The organism is Streptomyces sp. NBC_00045 (assembly GCF_045041095.1).
GTDB lineage: Bacteria > Actinomycetota > Actinomycetes > Streptomycetales > Streptomycetaceae > Streptomyces.
In genome coordinates, this window is sequence record NZ_CP108271.1 from 3,634,207 (window position 1) to 3,659,391 (window position 25,185).

23 protein-coding genes are annotated in these 25,185 nt (G+C 72.5%); 9 read left to right on the forward strand and 14 right to left on the reverse strand.

Features of this window, described 5'->3' with window-relative positions; genetic code table 11:
- Positions 1–8 precede the first annotated feature (8 nt).
- Both OHA65_RS16875 and OHA65_RS16880 read right to left on the reverse strand, forming a co-directional pair.
- Complete coding sequence (locus OHA65_RS16875) at positions 9–800, reverse strand: VOC family protein (RefSeq protein ID WP_329313820.1); 792 nt, start codon at positions 798–800, stop codon at positions 9–11.
- Between the two features lie 136 nt (positions 801–936).
- Positions 937–1,758: a hypothetical protein gene (locus OHA65_RS16880; protein ID WP_327283931.1), complete on the reverse strand. Its 822-nt coding sequence runs from the start codon at positions 1,756–1,758 to the stop codon at positions 937–939.
- Between the two features lie 265 nt (positions 1,759–2,023).
- On the opposite strand from OHA65_RS16880, the gene OHA65_RS16885 reads away from it, so the two are divergent.
- The gene (locus tag OHA65_RS16885; protein WP_327285687.1) at positions 2,024–2,647 is read left to right on the forward strand and encodes a flavin reductase family protein; all 624 of its coding nucleotides are present in this window, start codon (positions 2,024–2,026) and stop codon (positions 2,645–2,647) included.
- 126 nt (positions 2,648–2,773) lie between these two features.
- Here the strand turns inward: OHA65_RS16885 and OHA65_RS16890 are convergent, their stop codons facing one another.
- From OHA65_RS16890 to OHA65_RS16900, 3 genes are read right to left on the reverse strand one after another with little or no spacing between them, the layout of a single operon-like run.
- On the reverse strand, positions 2,774–3,841 hold the full coding sequence (locus OHA65_RS16890) for a Zn-dependent alcohol dehydrogenase (RefSeq protein ID WP_327283932.1): 1,068 nt from the start codon (positions 3,839–3,841) through the stop codon (positions 2,774–2,776).
- A complete protein-coding gene (locus OHA65_RS16895) occupies positions 3,838–5,049 on the reverse strand; it encodes an acyl-CoA dehydrogenase family protein (RefSeq protein WP_327283933.1) in 1,212 nt (403 codons plus the stop codon). The genes OHA65_RS16890 and OHA65_RS16895 overlap by 4 nt, the downstream gene beginning before the upstream one ends.
- A gap of 15 nt (positions 5,050–5,064) precedes the next feature.
- Complete coding sequence (locus OHA65_RS16900; RefSeq protein ID WP_327283934.1) at positions 5,065–5,985, reverse strand: SDR family oxidoreductase; 921 nt, start codon at positions 5,983–5,985, stop codon at positions 5,065–5,067.
- Between the two features lie 109 nt (positions 5,986–6,094).
- On the opposite strand from OHA65_RS16900, the gene OHA65_RS16905 reads away from it, so the two are divergent.
- The 3 genes from OHA65_RS16905 to OHA65_RS16915 all read left to right on the forward strand — a co-directional run bounded on the left by OHA65_RS16905 (position 6,095) and on the right by OHA65_RS16915 (position 8,959).
- A complete protein-coding gene (locus OHA65_RS16905; protein ID WP_327283935.1) occupies positions 6,095–7,021 on the forward strand; it encodes a cyclase family protein in 927 nt (308 codons plus the stop codon).
- A gap of 85 nt (positions 7,022–7,106) precedes the next feature.
- On the forward strand, positions 7,107–8,309 hold the full coding sequence (locus OHA65_RS16910; protein ID WP_405762081.1) for a sensor histidine kinase: 1,203 nt from the start codon (positions 7,107–7,109) through the stop codon (positions 8,307–8,309).
- Positions 8,306–8,959, forward strand: coding sequence for a response regulator transcription factor (locus OHA65_RS16915; RefSeq protein WP_327283937.1), 654 nt, complete (start codon positions 8,306–8,308; stop codon positions 8,957–8,959). The genes OHA65_RS16910 and OHA65_RS16915 overlap by 4 nt, the downstream gene beginning before the upstream one ends.
- Positions 8,960–9,127: 168 nt before the next feature.
- On the opposite strand, the gene OHA65_RS16920 is transcribed toward OHA65_RS16915, so the two are convergent.
- From OHA65_RS16920 to OHA65_RS16935, 4 genes are all read right to left on the reverse strand, one after another.
- Positions 9,128–9,598: an ATP-binding protein gene (locus OHA65_RS16920; protein WP_327283938.1), complete on the reverse strand. Its 471-nt coding sequence runs from the start codon at positions 9,596–9,598 to the stop codon at positions 9,128–9,130.
- A 323-nt stretch (positions 9,599–9,921) separates the two neighbouring features.
- Entirely contained in the window at positions 9,922–10,848 is a 927-nt protein-coding gene (locus OHA65_RS16925; protein ID WP_327283939.1) for an acyl-CoA dehydrogenase family protein, read from the reverse strand.
- A gap of 5 nt (positions 10,849–10,853) precedes the next feature.
- Positions 10,854–12,017: an acyl-CoA dehydrogenase family protein gene (locus tag OHA65_RS16930; RefSeq protein WP_327283940.1), complete on the reverse strand. Its 1,164-nt coding sequence runs from the start codon at positions 12,015–12,017 to the stop codon at positions 10,854–10,856.
- Positions 12,017–13,222, reverse strand: a complete 1,206-nt coding sequence (locus OHA65_RS16935; RefSeq protein WP_327283941.1) for an amidohydrolase family protein — start codon at positions 13,220–13,222, stop codon at positions 12,017–12,019. Before OHA65_RS16935 ends, OHA65_RS16930 begins: the two co-directional genes overlap by 1 nt.
- A gap of 139 nt (positions 13,223–13,361) precedes the next feature.
- Here OHA65_RS16935 and OHA65_RS16940 point away from each other — a divergent pair, with 139 nt between their 5' ends.
- Positions 13,362–14,954: a class I adenylate-forming enzyme family protein gene (locus tag OHA65_RS16940; RefSeq protein WP_405762083.1), complete on the forward strand. Its 1,593-nt coding sequence runs from the start codon at positions 13,362–13,364 to the stop codon at positions 14,952–14,954.
- Positions 14,955–15,426: 472 nt separating this feature from the next.
- Here OHA65_RS16940 and OHA65_RS16945 read toward each other — a convergent pair whose 3' ends face one another.
- On the reverse strand, positions 15,427–15,945 hold the full coding sequence (locus tag OHA65_RS16945; RefSeq protein WP_327283943.1) for an EF-hand domain-containing protein: 519 nt from the start codon (positions 15,943–15,945) through the stop codon (positions 15,427–15,429).
- Between the two features lie 302 nt (positions 15,946–16,247).
- On the opposite strand from OHA65_RS16945, the gene OHA65_RS16950 reads away from it, so the two are divergent.
- Positions 16,248–16,826, forward strand: a complete 579-nt coding sequence (locus OHA65_RS16950; RefSeq protein ID WP_327283944.1) for a sigma factor — start codon at positions 16,248–16,250, stop codon at positions 16,824–16,826.
- Positions 16,823–18,100: a zf-HC2 domain-containing protein gene (locus OHA65_RS16955; RefSeq protein WP_327283945.1), complete on the forward strand. Its 1,278-nt coding sequence runs from the start codon at positions 16,823–16,825 to the stop codon at positions 18,098–18,100. Before OHA65_RS16950 ends, OHA65_RS16955 begins: the two co-directional genes overlap by 4 nt.
- 60 nt (positions 18,101–18,160) lie before the next feature.
- Here OHA65_RS16955 and purU read toward each other — a convergent pair whose 3' ends face one another.
- Together purU and OHA65_RS16965 are read right to left on the reverse strand one after the other, a co-directional pair.
- Entirely contained in the window at positions 18,161–19,036 is an 876-nt protein-coding gene (gene purU, locus OHA65_RS16960) for a formyltetrahydrofolate deformylase (protein ID WP_327283946.1), read from the reverse strand.
- A 14-nt stretch (positions 19,037–19,050) separates the two neighbouring features.
- Positions 19,051–19,497: an SCO4402 family protein gene (locus tag OHA65_RS16965; RefSeq protein ID WP_327285688.1), complete on the reverse strand. Its 447-nt coding sequence runs from the start codon at positions 19,495–19,497 to the stop codon at positions 19,051–19,053.
- A gap of 195 nt (positions 19,498–19,692) precedes the next feature.
- On the opposite strand from OHA65_RS16965, the gene OHA65_RS16970 reads away from it, so the two are divergent.
- The gene (locus OHA65_RS16970) at positions 19,693–20,967 is read left to right on the forward strand and encodes an ABC transporter substrate-binding protein (protein WP_327283947.1); all 1,275 of its coding nucleotides are present in this window, start codon (positions 19,693–19,695) and stop codon (positions 20,965–20,967) included.
- Between the two features lie 21 nt (positions 20,968–20,988).
- On the opposite strand, the gene OHA65_RS16975 is transcribed toward OHA65_RS16970, so the two are convergent.
- Complete coding sequence (locus OHA65_RS16975; RefSeq protein WP_405762085.1) at positions 20,989–22,746, reverse strand: hypothetical protein; 1,758 nt, start codon at positions 22,744–22,746, stop codon at positions 20,989–20,991.
- A gap of 112 nt (positions 22,747–22,858) precedes the next feature.
- On the reverse strand, positions 22,859–24,238 hold the full coding sequence (locus tag OHA65_RS16980; RefSeq protein WP_327283949.1) for a transcriptional regulator: 1,380 nt from the start codon (positions 24,236–24,238) through the stop codon (positions 22,859–22,861).
- Positions 24,239–24,457: 219 nt separating this feature from the next.
- Between OHA65_RS16980 and OHA65_RS16985 the strand changes: the two genes are divergently transcribed.
- Positions 24,458–25,138, forward strand: a complete 681-nt coding sequence (locus tag OHA65_RS16985) for a bifunctional DNA primase/polymerase (RefSeq protein ID WP_327283950.1) — start codon at positions 24,458–24,460, stop codon at positions 25,136–25,138.
- Positions 25,139–25,185 lie beyond the last annotated feature (47 nt).

The window sequence follows — 25,185 nt, forward strand, 5'->3', positions numbered from 1 at the left end:
GCGTCCGGTCACATCTGCGGGTTGGGCTTCAGCAGGGCGAACGCGGCGCCGGCCGGGTCCGCCACCCACGCGATGCGGCCGACGTCGGGCACGTCCGCCGCGGGCATGAGCACCGACCCGCCGTTCCCGCTGGCCGCGGAGACGGTGGCGTCGACGTCCGCGACGTTGAAGTACGGCACCCAGCGCGGCTTCTCGACCCCGCCGCCCGCGCCGTCGCCCATCGGCGCGACCCCGCCGAACGAGGTCTGCTGCTGGTCGCCCTCCCCCAGGCTCAGCACGCGGTAGGTCATCCCGGGCGTCTCCATCTCCTGGTTGCGCCAGCCGAAGACGCCGTTGTAGAAGCCGATGGCGGCGGTGGGGTCGGGTACGTGCAGCTCGGCCCACACCAGGGAGTTCTCGTCGGAGGCGAGCCCCAGCCCGGCGGTCTTGCCGGGCTGCCAGAGCGCGAACTCGGCGCCCTGCGGGTCGGTGGCCTGCGCGAGCCAGCCCTCGCCCATGACGTCCATGGGCTCCATCCGGATCTTCCCGCCGCCGGACTGTACGGCCGAGACCGTGGCCTGGATGTCGTCGGCCTTGAAGTGGATCATCCAGGCGGAACTCGCCCCCTCCTCGGTGAGCGGCCCGAGCGCGGCGACGGTCTTGCCGTTCACCTGGAAGAACCCGTACCCGCCCGCCTCGGGCCCGGCGGAGACGAACTGCCAGCCGAAGACCGCGCTGTAGAACGCGGCGGCAGCATCGGTGTCGGGGCTGCCGAGGTCGAGCCAGACGGGCGATCCGAGACGGAAGTCGGTGCCGAGCATGCGGGTCCTCCTGGATGACGGGGTGGATCGGGTGGATCGGGCCGGGGGCCACGATGCCGACGTCTCCGGGGGCTGTCCGCCGTACGGGTCCCGCCGGGGCAGTGGTTCACCCGTACGGGCGAACGGCGGGCCGCGACTAGGGACGGTGCAAGGTGGTGACCCAGCGGGCGTCGGGGTCGCCCGTGACGACGAACAGCTGCGGCCGGGCGACCGTGCCGGCCACCTGCCAGTCGCGCAGCGGGCCGCAGCCCGCGATCGAGAGGGTGATCCGGTCCCGCGGCCCCCCGGCTGCCGGGCGGCCGGCCCCGCGCTGCGACTCGAAGGTCCACGTCCCGGTCCCCGAGCAGTTGTCCCACAGCCTGGCGTTCCCGTGTACCAGCGCCAGGTTGCCGGCCTCCGCCTCCCCGTTCTCGTCCAGCCGCAACGAGTACGCGCCGCCGGCGCCGATCCACTGCCCGACGTACCGGCTCCGGTCCAGCCGGGGCGGCTCGTACGCGTGCCAGCGCGTCCGTTCCTGGAGGAACCCGCCGACCAGGGCGAGGAGCAGGGCGATCCCGGTGAGGGCGCCGATCCTGGCTGCCATCGCGCCCCACCGCAGGAGCCGGTGGCGCGCGTACCACGCCGCCGTCACCGGGAGCGCCCCGACGCCCGCGACCCAGGCCACCGCCCAGCCGAACGGGGCGCCCCACAGGGAGACGGCCCCCCACGCGTACGCCGCGGACACCGCGGCGGCGCCCAGCGCCGAGCTGGCCGCCGCCCACCGCGGGTTCCCCACGAGCCGCTCCAGAACCATCGCCGGCAGGCTGAACAGCAGCCAGTGCAGGTACCCGGCCAGGACGACCAGGAGGAGCACCTGGGGGGCCTGGGCGAGGACGCCGCCCGCGAAGCCGATGCCGTGGTCGTCGCGCATGCCGGCGGTGGCGAGGAAGACCGCGCCCGCCACGACGAGCTGTGCCATGAAGGCCAGCTCGGCTCCGGTCGCCAGGTGCGACCACCTCCCGCCCCGCGCGGCCGGAACCGGTCGCGGTAGCGGCTGCGGTCGCGTTCGCGGCTGCGGCCCGTACGCCTCTGGTGTCCCCATGGCCCCCACTCCCACGAATTGAACATGTTCAATCAGCGGGGACGATACACGCCCCGCGGCGCCTTTCCGAGTCCCCGGCCCGCGCCCCTTCCCATCTGACGGAGCGTCAGGTTCAATCGGGAACGTGATGGGACACGCAGGGATGGCGGCCACCGTCGTCCGATACCTCAGGTCAGTCGGCTCCCCCACCTCCGCCCCGTCGGAGCAGGACCCGGACCACGGCCGCGTCGACGCGCTGCCGCGCCCCGACCTACGGGCCGTCGCAGACGACGAGCGCGCACCCGTCAGCCCCGCCGAATTCCGGGCAGTACTCGGGAACTTCGCCAGCGGTGTCACGGTCATCACCGCCCCGCCCACCGAGGACGGCGGCGGGCCCGCCGGCTTCGCCTGCCAGTCCTTCGCGTCGCTGTCCCTGGACCCGCCCCTGGTCACGTTCATGGTGGCCCGTACGTCGACCACCTGGCCGCGGATCGCCCGCGCCGGGGTGTTCTGCGTCAACATCCTGGGCGCCGGGCAGGGCGAGCTGTGCCGGGCCTTCGCGATGAGCGGCGCCGACAAGTTCGCCGGCGTCGCCCACGCCCCCGCCCCCGCGACCGGGTCGCCCCGACTCGCCGAGGTGCCCGCCTGGATCGACTGCCGGATCCACGCCGTGCACACCGGCGGGGACCACCTGATCGTGGTCGGCCGGGTCGAGGCCATGGGCGCGGCCGGGGAGGGCGAGCCGCTGCTCTTCCACAAGGGCCGCTTCGGCCGCTTCAGTCCGTGACCGGGCCGCAGCCCCGCACACCTTGATCACGAGACCGGTCGCCCCGGAGGTGCCGGTCGCCGGCTTCCTGCGGGGCGCCCGCTCCACCACCGACCGCGAGGCCGGTGGTGGAGCGGGCGCCCCGCGTCAGAACGTGAGCACCCCGCGGGCCACGCGGCCGTGCCGGGCGTCGTCCACGGCCTTGGCGAAGTCCTCGATCGGGTAGACCTCGGTGACGAGTTCGTCGAGCAGCAGCCTTCCCTGCCGGTAGAGCTCGGCGTAGAGGGCGATGTCCCGCTGCGGGCGGGAGGAGCCGTACCGGCAGCCCATGATGGTCTTGTCGAGGTACATGGACGAGACCTGGAAGGAAGCCTCTTCCTTGAAGCCGGGCACCCCGAGGAGGACCGCCTGTCCGTGCCGGTCGAGGAGGTCGACGGCCTGGCGGATCAGCTTGACGTTGCCGACGCACTCGAAGGCGTGGTCGGTGCCCGTCGGAAGGATCTCGCGGACCGCCGCCGAGGAGTCCGTCACGGCCGAGGCGTCGATGAAGTGCGTGGCCCCGAACTGCCGGGCCACCGCCTCCTTCGCCGGGTTGGCGTCCACCGCCACGATGGTGCCCGCGCCCGCGATCCGGGCGCCCTGGAGCACGTTGAGCCCGATGCCGCCCGTGCCGATGACGACCACCGACTCGCCGTGGTCGACCCCGGCCCGGTTCAGTACGGCCCCCACGCCGGTCAGGACGCCGCAGCCGATGAGCGCCGCCGAGGTCGGCGGGATGTCGGCCGGGATCTTCACGGCCTGGACGGCCTTGACGATCGTCCGTTCCGCGAAGGCCGAGTTGGAGGCGAACTGGAACAGCGGCTTCCCGCCGCGGGAGAACGGCTGCCCCGGCATTCCGATCGCCTTGCGGCACATGGTGGGCCGGCCCCGGTCGCAGTCGGCGCAGGCCCCGCAGTTCGCCAGGGTCGACAGGGAGACGTGATCACCCGGCGCCACGTGCGTCACTCCGGTCCCGACCGCCTCCACCACCCCGGCGCCCTCGTGGCCCAGTACCACCGGTGGCGGGAAGGGTATCGTCCCGTCGATCACCGACAGGTCGCTGTGGCACAGCCCGGCCGCCGTGATCGCGACCAGCACCTCCCCCGGCCCCGGGTCGCGGATCTCCAGATCGTCGACCACCTGGGCCTGCTTGCCGTCGAACACGACGCCTCTCACCTGGGCTCCTTAGGCAGGCCGAGCACGCGCTCGGCGATGATGTTCCGCTGGATCTCGTCCGAGCCGCCGTAGATCGTGTCGGCGCGGGTGAACAGGAACAGGCGCTGCTCCTCGTCGAGTCCGAGTTCGTACGGGAGGCCGGGCGCCCAGTCCGCGGGCCCGGCGCAGGCCGTAGCTCCCCGGACCGCGACGGCCAGCTCGCCGAGCCGCCGGTGCCAGCCGCCCCACAGCAGCTTGGCCACGCTCGGGGCGCCCGGATCGCCGGTGGTGCCCAGGGTCCGCAGGGCGTTCCAGCGCATGGTGCGCAGTTCCGCCCACTGCCGTACGAGGCGGTCGCGCAGTACGGGGTCCGCCGCGCCCGAGGCCAGGCAGACCTCCACCACCCGCTCCAGCTCTGCCGCGAACCCGATCTGCTGGACCAGTGTGGACACCCCGCGTTCCAGGGCGAGGAGCCCCATGGCCACGGTCCAACCGTTGCCCTCCCCGCCTACGACCTCTGCGGCCACCGCCCCGTCGAAGAACACCTCGTTGAACTCCGAGGTCCCCGACATCTGGCGGATCGGCCGGACCTCGACCCGCCCGGGCTGGTCCATCCGTACGAGCAGGAAGGACAGCCCGTGGTGGCGCCGGGAGCCGGGCTCGGTACGGGCCAGTACGAAGCACCAGTCGGCTTCCCGGGCGAGCGAGGTCCAGATCTTCTGCCCGGTGACGCGGAACGGGCCGTCGGTTCCGGGGCGGGGTTCGCGCACCGCCGTCGTACGGATGCCCGCGAGGTCCGAGCCGGCGTCCGGCTCGCTGTACCCCTGGCACCACAGTTCCTCGCCGCGCGCGATGGCGGGCAAGAAGCGGTCCCGCTGCTCCGGGGAGCCGTACGCGATCAGGGTCGGCGCGAGGAGGTTCTCGCCGATGTGGCCGACCCGGCCGGGGGCGCGCAGCGCCGCGTACTCCTCGGCCCAGACGACCTGGCCGGTGAGGGAGAGCCGCCGGTTGCCGTAGCCCTCGCCCGGACCGGTCACCCAGCCCTGGCCGATCCAGCCGCCACGGCCGAGTTCGCGTTCCCATGCGCGCCGGGCGTCGATCCCCTCGTGCTCGCTGCCGGGCCCGCCGCGGCCGAGGACCTGCACGTACGGGCCCACGAGGTGCTCGGTGAGCCAGGCGCGGGCGCGGACGCGCAGTTCCTCGTCGTCGGGCCCGAAGCTGAAGTCCATGTCGTCGGGGCTCCCCTACGCGTTGGGGCGGTCCTTGGCGGCCGCCGCCTTGGCCATGGCCTCCAGCTGCGCGAGCATCGGCATCGGGTCCGTGCCGACCGTCCCGGGCAGGAAGTCGGCGATCTTCTCCGGTGTCCAGGAGCCTTCGGCGTAGCCGGCGCGCAGCTCGCGCGGCTGCGCCCAGACGGCGATCTTCGGTCCGGCGATCGTGTAGACCTGCCCGGTGATCCTCTCGCCGCCGGTGGCGACCGCCTTGTCGGAGAGGAGGTAGGTGACCAGGGCCGCGACGTCCTCCGGTTCGCCGATCTCCTTGAGCTCCATGGGAACGTTCGCCGACATGCGGGTGCGGGCGACGGGTGCGACGGCGTTGGCCGTGACGCCGTACTTGGCCAGGCCCAGGGCGGCGGAGCGGACGAGGGAGATGATGCCGCCCTTGGCCGCGCTGTAGTTGGCCTGGGCGACGGAGCCCTGGTGGTTGCCGCTGGTGAAGCCGATGAGGGTGCCGGAGCCCTGGCGGCGCATGACGGCGGATGCGGCGCGGAAGACGGTGAAGGTGCCCTTGAGGTGGGTGGCGACGACGGGGTCCCACTCCTCCTCGGACATGTTGAACAGCATCCGCTCGCGCAGGATGCCGGCGACGCACACGACGCCGTCGATGCGGCCGAACTGCGCGAGGGCGGTGTCGACGATGCGCTGGCCGCCCGCCATGGTGGAGATGTCGTCGGCGACGGCGACGGCCTCGCCGCCGCCCGCGATGATCTCCTTCACCACGGCTTCGGCGATCTCGCTGGTGGGTTCGCCGCCTTCGATGCCGACCCCGTAGTCGTTGACGACGACCCTGGCGCCCTCGGCGGCCGCGGCGAGTGCCACGGCCCGTCCGATGCCCCGGCCCGCACCGGTGACGGCGACGACCTTGCCTGCCAAGAAGTTCCCCACGCCCGACCCCTTCCCGCGTTTTCTGACGGACCGTTAGATTCTATGGGCAGTCGGATGCGGCTGCACAAGCCCCCGTTCACATCTCCCGCGACAAGGAGTCGATGAAGCCATGGGCATGCCCCCCGAGTTCCACGACATCGCCAAGCGCATCAACAACTGGGGCCGCTGGGGCGCTGACGACGAGATCGGCAGCCTGAACCTGATCACCGACGAGGTCGTCCGGGCGGCCGCGGCAGGGGTCCGCTCGGGCCGCCGGATCCCGCTCGCGCTCCCGCTCAAGGAGGACGGGGTCCAGGCCGGCCTGATCCCCGGCCGGATCAACCCCCTGCACACGATGGTGCAGATCAACCAGGAGCTCTTCGGGCCGGGCACGGTGGCCTGCAGCGACGACGCCGTGACCATGGGGCTCCAGGCCGGGACGCACTGGGACGCGCTCACGCACGTCTCCCACTCGGGGAAGATCTACAACGGCCGCCCGGCCGGCACCGTCACGGCCCACGGGCGCGCCGAGTTCAGCGGCATCGAGAAGGCCGGGCACATCGTCTCGCGGGGCGTCCTGCTGGACGTGGCCGCCGCGAAGGGCCTCGACCGACTGCCCGGCGGCCACGCGGTGACCCCCGAGGACCTGGCGCAGGCCGAGGAGTTCGGCGGCGTGACCGTACGCGCCGGGGACGTCGTCCTCGTCCGGACCGGGCAGATCCAGGTCTACCTGGCGGGCGACAAGCACGGCTACGGCTTCCCCTCGCCCGGACTGTCCGTCCGTACGCCCGAGTGGTTCCACGCGCGGGACGTGGCGGCCGTCGCCAATGACACCCTGACCTTCGAGATCTTCCCGCCGGAGATCGAGAACCTGTGGCTGCCGGTGCACGCCCTGGACCTGGTCGAGATGGGCATGCACCAGGGCCAGAACTGGAACCTCGAAAAGTTGTCCACAGCCTGTGCAGAAGAAAACCGGTACGACTTCCTGCTGTCGGCCATGCCGGAGCCGTTCGTCGGCGGCGTGGGCACCCCGGTCGCCCCGGTGGCCGTCCTCTGAGGCACCCGCCGGGCGCCGGCACCATCCTCCGGGCTGCATCCCCGGGGCCGATGCCGGTGCCCGCAACGGTCGTTAGTGTCGCGACATGGACACCTCATCAGCGCAAACGGGCGGGAGACGGACGGCGTCACGGTGGCAGACCGCGGCCCTCTGGACGGGGGCCGGGCTGATCGCCTTCGCCCTCTCCTGCCTCGCACCGCAGCAGGCCCCCCTCGGCATCGGGCCCCGGATCTTCGACGTGGGGCCGCTCATCGGCATCCTCGGAGTGGCGACCGCTGCCTTCCTAGTGCGGCGGGCACCGCTCCTGACGCTCGGCCTGATGCTCCTCGCCACCCACCTCATGCTGTTCCTGACCAACGCGCCCGGGCTCACGCTCGCGCTGGTGCTGCCCACCGCGGTCGCGCTCGGCACAGTCGCCGCCACCCGCTCGCGGAGAACGGCCCTGGCGGCAGTGAGCGTCACCGTCCTGGTGCTGCTGGTAGCCCAGTTCGCCGTGCCCGCGCGCGGGTTGTCGATCCCGCTCGTCCAGAGCCAGCTGCCGATCGTCGTCCTCTCCTGGCTGATGGGGGACTCGGTGCGGCGCGGCCGCGAGTCCGCCGCGCAGGCGCACGCCCGGGCCACCGAGCAGGCCCTCACCGACGAGCGGCTGCGCATCGCCCGCGAGTTGCACGACATGGTCGCCCACAGCATCGGCGTCATCGCCATCCAGGCCGGGGTCGGCAGCCGGGTCATCGACACGCAGCCCGCGCAGGCCCGCCAGGCCCTGCAGGCCATCGAGGCCACCAGCCGCGAGACCCTGGCCGGCCTGCGCCGCACACTGGTCGCCCTACGCCGCAGCGAGCCCGCGTCGCTGGCGCCCGCGCCGGGCCTGGACGGCATCGACCGGCTCGCCGCGACCGCCGCGAGCGATACGGACCTACGCGTGGACGTGGTGTGGTCGGGGGACCGGCGGCCGCTGCCGTCCGACATCGAGCTGGCCGCGTTCCGCATCGTGCAGGAGGCACTGACCAACGTCGTCCGGCACGCGCGGGCCGATGCCTGCCGGGTGGGCATCGCGTACGGGCCGGGCGAACTGGCCCTGGAGATCAGCGACGACGGGCGGGGCGCCACGGAAGACGACCCGGCCGGCGCCGGATTCGGGATCACGGGCATGCGGGAGCGCACCGCCGTGCTGAACGGCCGGTTCGAGGCCGGGTCCCTGCCGGGGGGCGGCTTCCGGGTGGCGGCGGTCCTGCCGCTGGAACAGGAACGACGAGGGCCCGCCCCGGAACGGGAGGAGAAGCGATGAGCGACATCCGCGTCCTGCTCGCCGACGACCAGCCCCTGGTGCGGTCGGGACTGCGCGTCCTGATGGCCGACACCCCGGATCTGGAGGTCGTGGGTGAGGCCGCGAACGGCGCCGAGGCGGTCCGGCTGACCGCCGAGCTGGCCCCCGACGTGGTGGTGATGGACATCCGGATGCCGGAGATGGACGGCATCGAGGCCACCCGCCGGATCACGGCCGGCCCGGGCGCGGCCCGCGTGCTGATCCTGACCACGTTCGACGAGGACGAGCACGTGTACGGGGCGCTGCGCGCCGGTGCGAGCGGTTTCGCCGTGAAGGACATGGCGCTGGACGACCTCCTCGCGGCGGTCCGTGTGGTCGCGGCGGGCGACGCCCTCATCGCGCCGGGCGTCACGCGCCGTCTGATAGCGGACTTCGTCTCGGGGGCGGCGCCCGGCCCCGAGCGGGTCCCGGCGATCACCGGCCGGGAGCAGGAGGTGTTGACCCTCGTGGGGCGCGGCCGGTCGAACGGCGAGATCGCGCAGGACCTGTACATCACGGTGGCGACGACCAAGTCGCACGTGGCGCGGCTGCTGACGAAGCTGGACGCCCGCGACCGGGTGCAACTGGTCATCAAGGCGTACGAGATGGGGCTGGTCACGCCGCCCAGGTGAAGGCGGCGCGGTCCAGCGGGTGGCGGCGTACGGTCGTGCGCGCCCCGAGCGCGGCACGGCAGCCGCCACCCCACGACCCGCACTCGTCAAGGTCTGCCCTTGGCGTCCCCTCGCGACGAATCGCTCAGTACAAGGGTGATCAACAGTTGACGAACCGTCAACACCTCGTTAGAGGTACACGCGCGGTTCCCGAGTCGACCCGCACACCCTGTTCGAGCCTTCGCCCCGCTCGGATGCGCGCTCCCCGGGCCTCTCGGCGCGGTCGACCTCGCACCAGATCCGCTTGCCGGCGCCCTCGCGCTGCCAGCCCCAGCGGTCGGCCAGTCCGTCGACCAGCTCCAGCCCGCGCCCGCCCGTGTCGTCGCCGGCGGCCTGCCGCCGGGCCGGCCCGCGGGCGCTGGTGTCGGCCACCTCGACGCGTACGCCCGGCTCCCCGAAGAGCATCCGCAGGACGGCCGGACAGCCGGTGTGCACGACGGCGTTGGTCACCAGCTCCGAGATCAGCAGGATCAGCGTCTCGGCGAGCGGTTCGTCGTCCCCTATGCCCGACCCCGCCAGCCGGGACCGCGCCCAGCGGCGGGCCCGGCCGACCTCGGCGGGATCCGGTCCTACCTCCAGCTGAACCTGAAGCACCTGCACCGCTCACACCATCCGAACCGGCGGACACTTCGCCTCGCGACAGGACGGGATCACCGAGTGTGATCCCCTTGCCGAGCAGCATGGTTGACATACAGTCACCACAACAAGCGCTTCGGGCATATTCCAGCGCGAAGGAGTAGGCATGGTGCATACTGCGCGTCGCTCGCGCTGCTGGGCCGCTCGCATTCCCGGGAGCGTACCGGAGCAGGCCCCCGTCTCCGGGCCGCAATGGGGCGGGCCAAGGACACAAACCGATATCAACTCTCTGTAATCGGACATGCGTCCCGCGTCGTCCCGACCGTGCCCCGTTCCGTGACAGCGAGCTACTCTGCGACGGCCGCCAGCTCCGCCGCGAGCAGTTCCTCGGCCTCGCCCGCCGTCCGCCACTGCTCGGCGCGCACCCAGGCCCGTTTGAGGTGCAGGTGCACATCGGCCTCCCAAGTGAAACCCATTCCTCCGTACACCTGCAGGCAATCCCGGGCATTGCGTACGGCGGCCCCGTCGGCCAGCATCTTGGCCCCGGCCACCTCTGCCGGGTCCGCGGTCACCGCTGCCGCGTAGAGCGCCGTACGGGCCACCTCCGCCCGCACCAGCATCTGCGCGCACAGGTGCTTGACCGCCTGGAACGCCCCGATCGGCTGCCCGAACTGCTCGCGCTCGCCCGCGTACCGCACCGCCAGCTCCACCGTGCGCAGCGCGCTGCCGACCTGGAGGGCGGCCGTCAGCAGCGCGCCCTCGTCCCGATACGCGGCCGCCGCGGCTGCCGCAGCCGCCGCGTCCCCGGCGCCCTCCGGTGCGGCCACCCGGTGCAGCGGGGTGAGCGGGTCGGCGCAGCGCACCGGCTCGCCCGGAGGGAGCGACGCCGCACCGAGTACCGCGTCCGCGTCCGCGAGGTGGGCCACCAGCGGCCCGCCGAGGTCGAACGCGGTGACCACGGCGGTGCCCGCCGCCGCTCCCGGGACCGCTCCGGCCGCCAGGTGCGTGGCGACCAGCGGCCCCGGCAGCAACGCCCGCCCGGCCTCCTCGAAGACGAGGACCGCCTCCGGCAGCCCGAGCCCGACCCCGCCGTCCGCCTCCGGGAGCCGCAGGGCGAAGAACCCGGCCTCACCGAGCTGCCGCCACAGTTCCCGGTCCAGGGCCCCGCCGGAGTCCACCGAGGCCCGTAGCGCCTCGCGCCCGTACCTGCCCGCCAGCAGTTCCCGTACGCCGGCCCGCAGGTCCCGCTGCTCCTCGGTCAACCGGAAGTCCACGACCCTCACCGGCCCTTCGGGAGGCCGAGGATCCGCTCGGCGACGATGTTCTGCTGGATCTGCGAAGTGCCCGCCGCGATCGTGTACGAGAGGGACGAGAGCCGGTCCAGCACCCATTCCTCGTCCAGCGCGAGCGAGTCCGCGCCCAGCACCTCGGCGGCGGCGTCGTACAGCTCCTGCCGGGCGTGCGAGTAGGCGAGCTTGAAGACGGAGCCGCCGACGCCGGGGACCCCGCCGGAGGCCTGGGACTCGCTGACGTTCCACTGGGTGAGCCGCCACAGGGCGCCGAACTCCCCGTACAACCGCCCGAGGCGGCGCCGCAGCACCGGATCGTCCCAGCGGCCGTTCGCCCGCGCGGTGCGCGCGAGCGCACCCAGGGTGCGGCGGCAGGCTACGACCTCGCCGACGAAGGCCGTCCCCCGCTCGAAGGAGAGGGTGACCATGGTGACGCGCCAGCCGTCGTTCTCGGCGCCGACCCGGTTCGCGACGGGCACCCGGACCTCGTCGAGGAACACCTCCGCGAACTCGGTCGACCCGGCGAGCGTGCGCAGCGGCCGTACGGTCACCCCGGGCACGTCCATCGGCATGGCCAACCAGGAGATCCCCCGGTGCTTGGGGACGCTCTCGCTGACGGGGTCCGTGCGCACGAGCAGCTCGCACCAGTCGGCGACCTCCGCGTGCGAGGTCCAGATCTTCGAACCGGTGATCACGTAGTCGTCGCCGTCCCGCACGGCGCGGGTCCGCAGCGCGGCCAGGTCGGAGCCCGCGCCGGGCTCGCTGAACCCCTGGCACCACACCTCGTCCCCGCGCAGGACGGGCGGCAGCCAGCGCGCCCGCTGCGCCGCCGTGCCCTCGGCGGCGATGGTCGGGCCTGCGTGCAGCAGGCCGACGAAGTTGGCGCCGACGTACGGGGCGCCGGCCCGCTCGGTCTCCTCCAGGAAGATCAGGTGCTGGGTGGGGGTTGCCCCGCGGCCGCCCGCGTCCACGGGCCAGTGCAGGCCGGCGTACCCGGCGTCGTAGAGCCTGCGCTGCCAGCCGGTGTCGTAGGCCCGTCGGCCCGGCCAGTCGTCGGGGGAGGGTCTGGCGGGCAGCTCGGGCAGCGTCTTGCCGAGCCATTCACGCAGCCGGGCCCGGAAGTCCTGCTCCTCCGCGGTGGGGGTCAGGTCCATCAGCGGCCCTTGCGGTCCTGGTCGAAGGACAGGCCGAGCATGCGGATGGCGTTGCCGCGCATCAGCTTGTAGACCGTCTCCTCGTCGAGGCCCTTCACGTGGTCGAGGGCGACGTCCTTGGTGTGCGGGAAGGTCGAGTCGACGTGCGGGTAGTCGGTCTCGAAGGTGGCGTTGTCGCGGCCGACGACGTCGAGCGAGGCGATGCCGTGCTTGTCGCGGAAGAAGCAGCAGAACATCTGCCGGTAGTAGTACGTGGACGGCGGCTCGGGGATCAGGTCGCGGACCCCGCCCCAGGCGCGGTGCTCCTGCCAGACGTCGTCGGCACGTTCGAGGGCGTACGGGATCCAGCCCATCTGGCCCTCGCTGTACGCCAGCTTCAGCGTCGGGAACTTGACCAGCACCCCGCTGAACAGGAAGTCCATCATCGAGGCCATGGCGTTGTTGAAGCTGAGCGAGGCCTGGACGGCGGGCGGCGCGTCGGGCGAGGCGGCGGGCATCTGGGAGCTGGACCCGATGTGCATGTTGACGACCGTGCCCGTCTCCTGGCAGACGGCGAAGAAGGGGTCCCAGTAGCCGGAGTGGATGGAGGGGAGCCCGAGGTAGGTGGGGATCTCGGAGAAGGTCACCGCGCGGACCCCGCGGGCGGCGTTGCGCCGGATCTCGGCCACGGCGAGGTCGATGTCCCAGAGCGGGATGATGCAGAGCGGGATGAGCCGGCCGCCGCTGTCGCCGCACCACTCCTCGACCATCCAGTCGTTGTAGGCGCGCACACAGGCGAGGGCGACTTCCTTGTCCTTCGCCTCGGCGAAGGTCTGGCCGCAGAAGCGCGGGAAGGTCGGGAAGCAGAGGGAGGCCTCGACGTGGTTGAGGTCCATGTCGGCGAGGCGCGCCTTGGGGTCCCAGCAGCCGCGGCGCATCTCCTCGCGGGTGATGCCTTCGAGGGTCATGTCGTCGCGGTCGAAGCCGACGGCGGCGATGTTGCGCTTGTACGGGAACTTCAGGTCCTCGTAGATCCACCAGTCGGTCGGCGGACCGTCGGGGTCCATGGAGATCACGTACTTGCCGCCCGTGTACGCGAGCTCGCCGATGCCCGCGGTGAGCGGCTTGGGCCCGCGATCCCGGTACTTGGCCGGCAGCCAGACGTCGAAGAGGTGTGCGGGTTCGATGACGTGGTCGTCGACGCTGATGATCCGAGGCAGTTCCATGGTTTCCCCTCGCCGCAAGCCGAATGAATCTGATGGATCGTCAGAAACAAGCTAGCTCCGCCACCCCTGGACCGACAAGCGCCGGAGCCCTACGCTCTCCGCTTGATCTGACGTACCGTCAGCCAAGGGGAGGCCTGGGATGTCGGGCAGCACGGACAGCACGCAATCAACGGGAAGCGCGGGCAGCAGGGACACCGCGGTACGGCTGGGCCGGTCCCCCACCCTGTGGGAGCTGATCGTCCGGCGGGCCGCGCTGACCCCCGGCGCGCCGGTGCTGATCGAGGCGGCCGACGCCCCCGCCGACGACCGCACCCTCACCTTCGCCGAGCTGCGCGACCGCTGCGAACGCGTCGCGGCGGGCCTGTACGGGATGGGCGTACGCCCGGGCACGGTCGTCGCCTGGCAACTGCCCACCCGGATCGAGACGGTCCTGCTCTCCCTCGCCCTGGCCCGGATCGGGGCCGTCCAGACCCCGGTGATCCCCTTCTACCGGGACCGCGAGGTCGGCTTCGCGCTGCGCGAGTCCCGGGCCGAGTTCTTCGCCGTCCCGGGCGTCTGGCGGGGCTTCGACCACACGGCCATGGCCGAGCGGCTCGGCGCGCGCGGGATCTTCGAGGCCTACGACTCCCTCCCGGACGGGGACCCGGCCACCCTGCCCCCGCCGCCCGCGGAAGGCACCTCCGTCCGCTGGATCTACTGGACCTCGGGCACCACCTCGGACCCCAAGGGCGTCCTGCACACCGACCGGTCGCTCATCGCGGGCGGTTCCTGCCTGGCCCACGCCCTGCACCTGTCGCCGGACGACGTCGGCTCGATGGCCTTCCCGTTCGCCCACATCGCCGGCCCCGACTACACGGTGATGCTGCTGCTCTACGGCTTCCCGGCGGTCCTCTTCGAGAAGTTCGCGATGCCGGACGCGCTGGCCGGCTACCGGCGCCACGGGGTCACGGTCGCGGGCGGCTCCACGGCCTTCTACTCGATGTTCCTCACGGAGCAGCGCAAGGCCCCGGGCGTCCCGCTCATCCCGACCCTGCGCCTGCTCGCAGGGGGCGGCGCCCCGAAGCCGCCGGAGATCTACCACGCCGTCGTCCGCGAACTGGGATGCCAGCTGACCCACGGCTACGGCATGACCGAGGTCCCGATGATCACCATGGGCGCCCCGGACGACACCGCGGAACACCTCGCCACGACGGAGGGCCGCCCCCCGGCTGGCATGACGATCCGCATCACGACGCCGGACGGCGAGCCGCTCCCCCCGGACACGGACGGCGAGGTCCGGCTGCGCGGCGAGGCGGTCTGCCAGGGCTACCTCAACCGCGACGCCCGGTCCGAGGTCTTCGACGCCGACGACTACCTGATCACGGGCGACCTCGGCCACCTCACGAAGGACGGCTACCTGGTCCTGACGGGCCGCAGCAAGGACGTCATCATCCGCAAGGGCGAGAACATCTCCGCGAAGGAGATCGAGGACCTGCTCCACCAGCTCCCGGCGATAGCCGACGTGGCCGTCATCGGCCTCCCCGACCCGGAACGCGGCGAACGCGTCTGCGCGGTCGTCGAACAGCCCCCGGACGCGGCCCCGCTGACCCTGCCGCAGCTGACGGCACACCTGCGCGCCCAGGGCCTGTCCCCGCACAAGCTCCCCGAACAGCTGGAACTGGTCGACGCCCTCCCCCGCAACGACGCCCTGCGCAAAGTCCTCAAGTACAAGCTGCGCGAGCGGTACGCGTAGTCCGGCCGCCGGCCAGGACGGGCGCCGGACCGTCCTTACCGCCGGTGAGGTTGAACGGTCTCCGGTTAACCGGATCGGCCGTTGAACGGTCTCCCGTTGAAGCGGCAACTCCTTGTGGTGGCGGGCCGGAGGAGACTCCCGGGCGCTCTCGCCACGGCCGGGGCCGGGAAGGGCGTCGTAGATGAGACATCCTCCCGTGACCACGGCCGAGCCGGCGGTTCTTGGGGACGCGGGAGAGCGACACCCTCCCGACGACCAAGGAGTCACGGTGTCCGGGGAACTGCTCTTCTACCAAGCGGACGACGGCACCATCGCCACCGCCCGGATCGACACCAACGGCAGCTTCACCGGCCTGACCGAAGGACAGCTCAGCACGGGCTGGGACCTGATCACCAGCGTGGTCCGACCGGCCGGCCGGGCACGCGGACCCGCCGTGCGGCGGGGTGGCCGCACGGCGGTCCGGGGTTGGGGGCTACGCGTCCGGGGCCTCGACCCCGCAGTAGGCCGCGAACGCCGACAGGATCTCGTCCTCCGAGATGCGGCCGTCGCCGTCGCCGTCCAGGGCCGTCGCCACCACCCCGGCCAGCTCGGCCGGGGTGCCCAGGACGTGCAGGACGCGGGTCGCCGCCGCCGGGGTCGCGCCGCCGCCGTCCTCGTCGGCCACCGCGATCACCGCGCGCAGGAACGGCCGCGCGATCTCCGCGAACCGCTCCGGGTTGTCCCGCAGCCGCTTCGCCGCCCCGGTGATGTACTCCTCGCGGGTCACCCGCTGGTCCCCGTCGACGTCCGCGATCCCGGCCATCCCTTGCCAGAAGGCCTCCGCGCCCGCGAAGACGGCCTGGCCCTTGTCCGACCGCGCGGTGGTGCCGAATTCGGCCAGCACCGCCTTCGCGGCCGCGCTGAAGTCCTCGCGATCGATATAGCCGTTCCCGTCCTGGTCGAAGGTGGCGAATCGGGCGGCGATCTTGCGCTCGTATTCTGCGCTGTCCATATCCGGTATTCCGCCTTCACATGTGCGGTGGGGTGCAGTTCAAGACAAGGCAGGAGCGTAAGCCCTACGTGGCCTGCCCGTTAAGCGAAGTCGTCAAGCAGGTGGCCGCATCGAACCCGCGCACGGGGAGCGCGGCAGGGCGCGCACACCTGTGCCCACGTGCCGCACCGCGTCCCACGGTTCACAGCGCGCATCCCACCTATCACGCAGGGCACTCTTCCAGGGCCGGGTTCCCCCAAAACGGGCGCGAACCCGTCAGTGCCCATTACATTCGATGCGTCGACACACGGCTGGGGGCAGTTATGCCGAAGGACGTACCACCGCGCTGGGACCGCCGCATGCAGCAGCGCCTCGCCCGCGGCGAGGCAGCCGCGCTCGGAGAGCTGTACGACCGTTTCGCCTCGCTCGTGCACAGCCTTGCGCACCGGGTCCTCGGCGACGAGAAGGCGGCGGACCGCATCACGCGCGAAGTGTTCGGCTACATCTGGCAGAACCCCGAAGCGTATGACCCCAAGCAGGGCTCCATGCGCTCCTGGGTCGCCCGGATCACCCAGGGCCAGGCCGTGGCCCGGCTGCGCCAGGCCGAACTGGGCCGCGGCTCTCGCGAGGAGCTCGAACAGAAGGTGCGCAGTGCCAGCGCCGCCGCCCGCGCGGACTACATCGTCACCTCCATGCCCGCGCCGCTGCGCGCCGCCCTGGAACTCGCGTACTTCAAGCGCCGCGACTACCGGCAGGCCGCCGCCGACCTCCAGATCAGCGAGGACGAGGCCCGGCGCCGGCTGCGCCTGGGCCTCCAACTGCTGTCGACCGCCAACGTCCTCCCGCAGGAGGACGCCGCCCTGCCCGGATACGGCCCGCCCGGATATGGAACGCCCCGATGAACGGCCCCGCCGACCCGCCCGCCGACGGATACGAGGAGCAGCGCCCCGAGGGTCCGCCGCGCATACCGGGTCCGCGCGGGGCCGCAGATGACCTCGACCCGCGGCACGCACCGGATCCGCTGCCCGACGCCTGGCCCGACGCACCGCCCGAGCCGGCGCCACAGCCGCCGCAGCCGCCACGGACCCATGCCGTACTGAAGTCCCTGCTGGGCGCGTGGGCGCTCGCGGCGTGCTCCGCCGAGGAGACGCAGGCGGTGGAGGACCACCTCACCGAGTGCGCGCCCTGCGCGGAGGAGGCGCTGCGGCTGCGTGACGCGGTGGGGCTGCTGCACCCCGAGGAGAGCCTCGACCTCAAGCCGCTGCTGCGGTCCCGGGTGCTGGAGGACTGTCTCGGCAAGCGGCCGGCCCGGATCCCGGTGCCGGGGTGGGCGACCCCGTACGACACGGAGACCGCCCGGCTCGACGCGCTGCTGCGGGACTTCGGCGACTCGGAGTGGCAGACCCCGGTACGGCTCAAGTGGTTCGAGGAGGAGTGCCAACGGACCCGCCGGACGACGGTGGCCGGAGTGATCGGGCACCTGCTCACGGTGGACGGGCTGATCGCGACGGCCCTGGGCCTGGACGACCCGCTGGGCCCTGCGGCGCCCGTCGACGCGACGGACCGTACCGAGCACTACTGGAGCTCCGCCGCGCAGCCCCTCACCCGGCAGATCCGCGAGCCGTGGCGGGAGCAGGGGCACACGCTGGTGCGGACGGTGTCGTTCGCGGGGCGGAGCGTCGGGGAACTGGCGGTGGACTACGGGTCCTTCGCGCTGCCGCTCGGGGACGCGTTCCTGGAGCGGGCCTTCGAGTGCTGGGTGCACGCGTGGGACATCGCGGAGGCGGTGGACTACCCGTACGACCCGCCGTCCGGGCCGAACCTGAACCGGATGATCGACCTGGCGGCGCGGCTGCTGCCGAGCGCGCTCGCCCACCGGCGGCGGGCGGGCCTGGCGGCCCCGGCCCGGAGCCTGGTCGCGGCGGGCGCACCCGGCCGGACCCTGCACCTGGAGATCGAGGGCTCCGGCGGCGGCAGCTGGGACATCGCCCTGGACTCCCCGGCGGCGAAGCCGTCCCCGGAGCACACGGTGGCGCGGATCGCGCTGGACGGCGCCGAGTTCTGCCAGCTGGCCGCGGGGCACATCTCCCCGGAGGAGGCGGCAGTGGGCCAGCACGGCGACCGCGAAGCCATCCGCGACGTCCTCTTCGCGGCGGCGTCCCTGAGCCGCCTCTAGGGCGCGCGCCGTCCCGGTTCGGCACGTCGGGCCGAACCGGTGCGGCAGGTGCGGCAGGTGCTACGCGAAGACGACGGTGCGGGTGCCGTTCAGGAGCACGCGGTGCTCGCTGTGCCACTTCACCGCACGGGCCAGCGCCTGGCACTCCACGTCGCGCCCGATCGCCACCAGCTGGTCGGGAGTCACCTCGTGGCCCACCCGCTCGACCTCCTGCTCGATGATCGGCCCCTCGTCCAGGTCGGCCGTCACGTAGTGCGCGGTGGCGCCGATCAGCTTCACACCGCGGGCGTGCGCCTGGTGGTAGGGCTTCGCGCCCTTGAAGCTCGGCAGGAAGGAGTGGTGGATGTTGATGATCCGCCCGCTCAGCTCCTTGCACAGGGTGTCCGACAGCACCTGCATGTACCGGGCCAGGACCACGAGCTCCACGTTCTCGGCGCGCACCAGCTCCAGGAGCTGCGCCTCCGCGTCCGCCTTCGTCTCCTTCGTCACGGGGATGTGGTGGAAGGGGACGTCGTACGAGCGGACCAGCTCGGAGAAGTCGGTGTGGTTCGAGACCACGGCCGCGATGTCGACGGGCAGCGCGCCGATGCTCGTACGGAACAGCAGGTCGTTCAGGCAGTGCCCGAACTTCGACACCATCAGCACGATCCGCATGCGGTCGTCGGAGCGGTGCAGCTCCCAGTCCATCCGGAAGGAGTCGCCGATCGCTGCGAAGCTGGCCCGCAGCTTGTCCAGCGTCACCGGAGCGTCGGCCGAGAAGTGGACCCGCATGAAGAAGAGGCCCGTGTCGTGGTCGCCGAACTGACGGCTGTCCTCGATGTTGCATCCGGTCATGAACAGGTAACTGGACACGGCATGCACGATGCCCTGCTTGTCCGGGCATGACAGGGTCAGTACGTACTGCTGGGGGGCCTGGGCCTGCGGGTCGTCGCTCATGACCCCACAGCCTTTCACACCGCGCGGGTCAGGATCCTCAGCACTTCCAGCGACCGCGGCGCAGCGTCCGGTTCGTCCCCGTCCGCGGTGGCCAGCCGTACGTGCGCCTCGCGTGCGGCGCGTACCGCCTCGGGCCAGGCGTGGTGCTCCAGGTAGGCGGAGACGGGGGCGTCGGGGCCGACCTGGTGCAGGATCCGCAGCACCCGCAGCACGGCGAGGTCCACAAGCGCGGCCTCCTGGGAGTCGCGGAAGATCGTGCCGACGTACTTGTCCGCGGACCAGCTGTCGAGCCAGGTGTCCTCGACGAGGCGGTACACGGCGTCGGTGACGTCCCCGTACCCCTCTGCACCGGCGAGCCAGGTCTCCTCGTGGAAGACCGGGTCGGAGAGCATGTGAAGCGCCGAGCGCACATTGCTGCGCCAGCGCCACCACGGCATGTCGTTCAGGGGCATGCCGCCCATGGTGGAGGAGCGGCCGCCGCGGCGGGAAGAGTTCTTCGAACCTTGGGCGAATGTCACGCTTGCGATCGTACGTTCACGGATTGTGCGATCTTGAAGCACCTGTGCGCATCGCTCTCCGGCAATTCACCTTCACGTCACCCTTTGTTGTGTCCATCTCACTCTCCAGTTACCCGCGGGGCGGAAGTGTGCGTGGACATGACCGAATGGCGACGCACGGCTCTCCTCTCGCGCTCCCTGGTGGCAACGACGATGGGCACCTGTCTCGTCGCCGGATGCGGGGTACTCCCCGGAGGCCCGGGGGGCTCCGGGGACACCCTGACGGTCATGACCTTCGCGCCGCAGGACACCAACGCGACCAATATGCCTGGAATGCCCGGCATGGCCAAGGCTTATGAGGCCTGGGTCAATTCCAAGGGCGGGATCAACGGGCACAAACTGCGCGTACTGACCTGCAACGAGAAGAACACCCCGAACGGCGCCGCCGACTGCGCCCGCAAGGCCATCGACGAGAAGGCCGTCGCGGTCGTCGGCTCGTACAGCCAGCACGGACGCGCCTTCATGGCCCCGCTGGAAGCCGAGGGCATCCCCTTCATCGGCGGCTACGGGGTCTCCTCCGAGGAGTTCCAGAGCACCCTCTCCTACCCCGTCAACGGTGGCCAGCCCGTTCTCCTGGCCGGTGCCGGACACCAGCTGGGCCGGGCCTGCAGCCAGGTCGCCATCGTCCGCCCGGACACCCTCGCGGGCGACTCCATGCCGATCCTGCTCAACTCCGGCCTGAAGGCCAACAAGATGCCCGACGCCAGCGACATCCGGGCCGCCGAGGACTCCTCGAACTACGTCCCGCAGGCCCGCGAGGCACTTGCCGACTCCTCCGGCGGCAAGGACCGGGGCTGCGTCACGGCCGTGCTCGGCGAGCGCACGGAGACCTTCTTCGACGCCTTCCGCCGCGAGGACGCCAAGCACAAGAACCCGCAGATCTCCTCGGTACTCGGCAGTGTCAGCCAGGCCGTGGTCGACCGCACCGGCGGCAAGGAGAGCCCCTTCGAGGGCGCGTACCTCACCAGCTGGTACCCGGTGGCGGCCGACGCACTGTGGGAACCGATGCGCAAGGTGATCTCCGAGCACGCCTTCGGCAACGACGCCGTCGACCCGGACGACAGCGGGACGCAGACCACCTGGATCGCGTACACCGTGCTCAGCGAGACCCTGAAGCGGTTCAAGTCGGGCGAGGACATCACGGCGCGCACGGTGGCGCGCAAGCTGAACCAGGAAGAGCCCGTCAAGACCGGCGGGCTGACCCCGGACCTGAGCTGGCGCTACAAGGACATGCGCGCCGTCGCCGGCTTCCCGCGCATCGTGAACGGGCGCGTCACCTTCCAGGTCGTCCAGGCGGGCCGGCTCGTCGCCCAGCAGGGCGAGCAGTCCATGGACATGACGCAGACCCTGGAACAGGCGCCCGGCGCGGCGTAGGCGCCGGGGGCCGGCCCCCGGCTACAGCTGGGACTTGTCCCGCTTGGTGAGGCCGTACTTGGCCGCGATCGCGTTCCACAGGCCCGCGGCCGACTCCTTCGCCTTCGTCGCCTCACCGCTCGCCTTGTTGCCCTCGGCGGCGTGGCCGGTGTTCTTGGCCTGCCCGTCCTTGCAGCCCTTCTTGTCGCCGGCGGTCTCGTCCGCCCAGGCCGCGTAGTTGTTGTCGGCGGACCCGGAGGACTGCCAGGCCTTGGTGAGCGCGGCCGCCAGCTTCACGTTGTCGGGCAGCTTGTCCATCTTGGTGTCCTGGAGGCGCGTGACGAGCTCCTCGCGCTGGCGGGCGGCGTCGCGCAGGTCGTTCGCCGCCTGGCCGAGGTTGCGGCAGCCCTTGATGTCGTCGACCGAGCGGATCACGGCGGCCCGGCTGTCGTTGCTGTCCGCGAGGAGCTTGTCCAGCTGGACCGCCTGGGACCGGGCCGGATCCACGGGTGCCTGGTCGGCCGCGGAGGCCGAGCTTCCGGCGCCGGGCGTCGCGGCCGCCGCCGCGGGGTCGTTGTTCTGCTGCTTGCCGTCGCTGAGCAGCGCGCCGACGCCGAGCCCGACGACGACCAGGCCGATGACGACGGCGGCGATCACTCCGACCGGCACGCGCCGGGACGTCTCCGGTGGGGGCGGGGGCGGCGCGTACTGCGGCTGCTGCTGCTGCTGCGGCTGCGGCTGCGGCTGCGGCTGCTGGAACTGTTGCGCCTGCTGGGGCTGCTGCGCCTGCTGCGGCCGGGCCTGGGGTGGTACGGGGTGCTGCCCGCGCGGCGGATAGCCCCGCGGCGGCGGCTGCCGCAGTACCGGCTCCTGTACGGGCGGCAGCTGCCGGGTCTGCCCGTCGTCGGCGCCCTCCCCGCGGAACAGCGCGTCGAACCCGTCGGTGACGGGCGGGATGTACTGGGTGGCGGCCTCGTCGTGCGCGGGCGCGGCCGGGACGGGCGGGATGTACTGGGTGGCCGCCTCGTGCTGCCCGGGCGCAGCCGGAACCGGCGGAATGTACTGCGTGGCACCCTCACCAGAACCGGCCGCAGCCGGAACCGGCGGGATGTACTGTGTCGCCGCCTCATGCTGCCCCGGCCCGGCCGGCACCGGCGGAATGTACTGCGTGGCACCCTCACCAGAACCGGCCGCAGCCGGAACCGGCGGGATGTACTGTGTCGCCGCCTCATGATGCCCCGGCCCGGCCGGCACCGGCGGAATGTACTGAGTGGCGCCCTCACCAGAACCGGCCGCAGCCGGGACGGGCGGGATGTACTGGGTGGCCGCCTCGTGCTGCCCGGGGGCCGCCGGCACCGGCGGAATGTACTGCGTGGCCGCCTCATGATGCCCGGGCGCAGCCGGAACCGGCGGAATGTACTGCGTCGCCGCCTCGTGCTGCCCCGGCCCGGCCGGCACCGGCGGAATGTACTGAGTGGCACCCTCACCAGAACCGGGCCCGGCCGGAACGGGCGGGATGTACTGCGTGGCCGCATCGGGCAGCGGCGGGTAGCCGTACCCGTGCGGCTCCCCCGGCCCCTCGTAGCCGGGTCCCACGACGTGCCCGGGTGTCGGCTGCCCCGGCGGCGGCGGATAGCCGTACGCGGGCTGACCCGGCTGGGACGGGGCCGGCGCCGGCGGATAGCCGTAGGCCGGCTGCCCCGGGTTCTGCGGGGGCTGCGGGTACGCCGGGTCGGGACCCCACGGCGCACCGGCCTGCGGGGCCGCCTGCTGGCCGCTCCCTTGTCCGCTCTCCGACACCGGGACTCCTTCGCCGACTTTTCCGATACTCCGAACTACGGAACCGTCGGCTCACGCTACCCGGTCACCCCGCCCCCGTCAGGTCCACCCGCCCCGCCGCTCGCCGTCCCCGTCAGGCCACGACCTCCAGGCGGGCGGTGAACTCGCGGGCCGCGGGCTCGTCGCGGTACGGGGCGAGCCGGGTGCGGAAGTCGTCCAGGTACTCCGCGCCGCGGGTCGAGCGGAGCCCCGACAGCAGGTCCGCCGCCTTCGCGGCGCTCTGGCAGGCCTGTTCCACCTCCCGCTGCTGCACCTGCGCGGCCGCCAGCAGCAGCAGCCCGATCGCCCGGCGCCGCTCCTTGCCCGCCGGGAGGCCGCGCAGGGCCTCCTCCGCCTGCCTGGCCGCCGCGTCCGCCTGGCCCAGGTCCCGGTGGCAGTGCGCCAGCTCGTCCGCGAGGTACGCCGCGTCGAAGTGCCGGATCCACACCGGGTCGTCGCCGGACTCCGGTTCCGCCCGCTCCAGCGCGGTCACCGCCCGCGAGGACAGCACCGCCGTGGCCCGGGCGTCGCCCAGCAGGGCGTGCCCGCGCGCCTCGGCGGCGTAGAACATCGCCTCGACCCGCGGTGCGACCTGCCCGCGGGTCCCCTCCTGCGCGGCCCGGGCGAGCTGCGCGATCTCCCGCGGATTGCCCAGTTCCGCCGCGAGGTGGCTCATCGACGCCGCGAGGACGTAGCCCCCGTACGCCCGGTCCCCCGCCGCCTGCGCCAGCCGCAGCGCCTGGATGTAGTAGCGCTGCGCCAGGCCCGGCTGCCCGGTGTCGACCGCCATGTAGCCGGCCAGTTCGGTCAGCCGGGCCACCGCCGCGAACAGGGCCCGCCCGACCGGCTCCCGGTACGAGCCGCCGATCAGCCCGGACACCACGGAGTTGAGGTAGTGCACCACCACGGGCCGCACGTGCCCGCTGCCGAAGCGGTGGTCGAGGTCCTTCAGGGCGTCGGTGGTCGCCCGTACCGCCTCCACGTCCGGCATGCCGACGCGCGAGCCGCCGCTGCGCGCCACCTGTGCGTCGGCGCCGGTGATCAGCCAGTCGCGGCTGGGTTCGACGAGCGCCGACGCGGCCACGCTCGACCCGGACAGGAAGTCGCGGCGGCCGACGTCGCTCCGCCACAGCTCGCTGACCTGCTCGATGGCGCCGATGACGGTCGGGGAGAACTGGAGGCCGATGCCGGAGGCCAGGTTCTTGCCGTTGGCCATGCCGATCTCGTCGATGGTGACGGTCCGGCCGAGTTTTCGCCCCAGCGCCTCGGCGATGATGCCGGGCGCCCGGCCGCGTGGCTGCTGGCCGCGCAGCCACCGGGCCACGGAGGTCTTGTCGTAGCGGAGATCGAGGCCGTGTTCGGCCCCGCACATGTTGACGCGCCGGGCGAGCCCGGCGTTCGAGCACCCGGCTTCCTGGATGAGCGCCTGTAGCCGTTCATTCGGCTGGCGCGCGACGAGAGGCCTGGCTGCCATGAAAACCCCCAGTAGCCGCGGGTGATCGTTGGAATGATCACTTCCCGCCTGATGTGCGGAGAATCATCCGCTCTGCGTCGTGTCGCTACCCAACTCCGGCGCCCCGACCTCCTACGCGCCCCCGCGCATGCATCAGTGCGCCCCGCATGCAGGATCGATGCTCCGTCCACCAGCCGGTTTACCCCGTAACCCCGAGTGACCCCGGGAGTTGTGATGGGCGTGGAAGAGACCATCGGAGTCACGGAGACCGCACCCATCCCCAAGCAGCGCGGCGAGCAGCTGCTGGACCATGCCGTGCGGTACGCGGAAGAGCGGCACTGGGATGTCTTCGCCGGCACCTGGCTGGAGTCCGCGGACGGGCGGGAGCTGTGCTCGTGCGGGGCGCAGGACTGCCCGGCGCCGGGCGCACACCCCACGGTGAAGGACTGGGCGCCGCTCGCCACGGGCAGCGCCGTCCAGGTGCGGCGGATCTGGGCGAAGAGCCCCGAGGCCTCGATCCTGCTGCCGACGGGCCGGACGTTCGACGCGTTGGACGTGCCGGACTCGGCCGGGTTCCTGGCACTGGCGCGGCTGGAGCGGATGGAGCGCACCCTCGGGCCGGTCGCCCTCACCCCCGACCACCGCATGCTGTTCTTCGTCCTGCCCGGCGCCGGAGCGAAGGTACCGGACCTGGTGCGCAAGCTCGGCTGGTCGCCGGCCTCGATCGACCTCGCCGCGCGGGGCGAGGGCGAGTACGTGGCCGCCCCGCCCACCCGCTTCGGCGGCCGGGGCTCGGTCCAGTGGGCGCGCCGGCCCACCCCGGCCAACCGGTGGCTGCCCGACACGGAGGAGCTGATCGCGGCCCTGGCGTACGCGTGCGGGCGCGAGGCCGCGGCGGACCGGGACCGGCTCGGCACCTGACCGCGATCGGGGAAACCACCGGCCGGAACCCGCAAGATCGCAGGTCA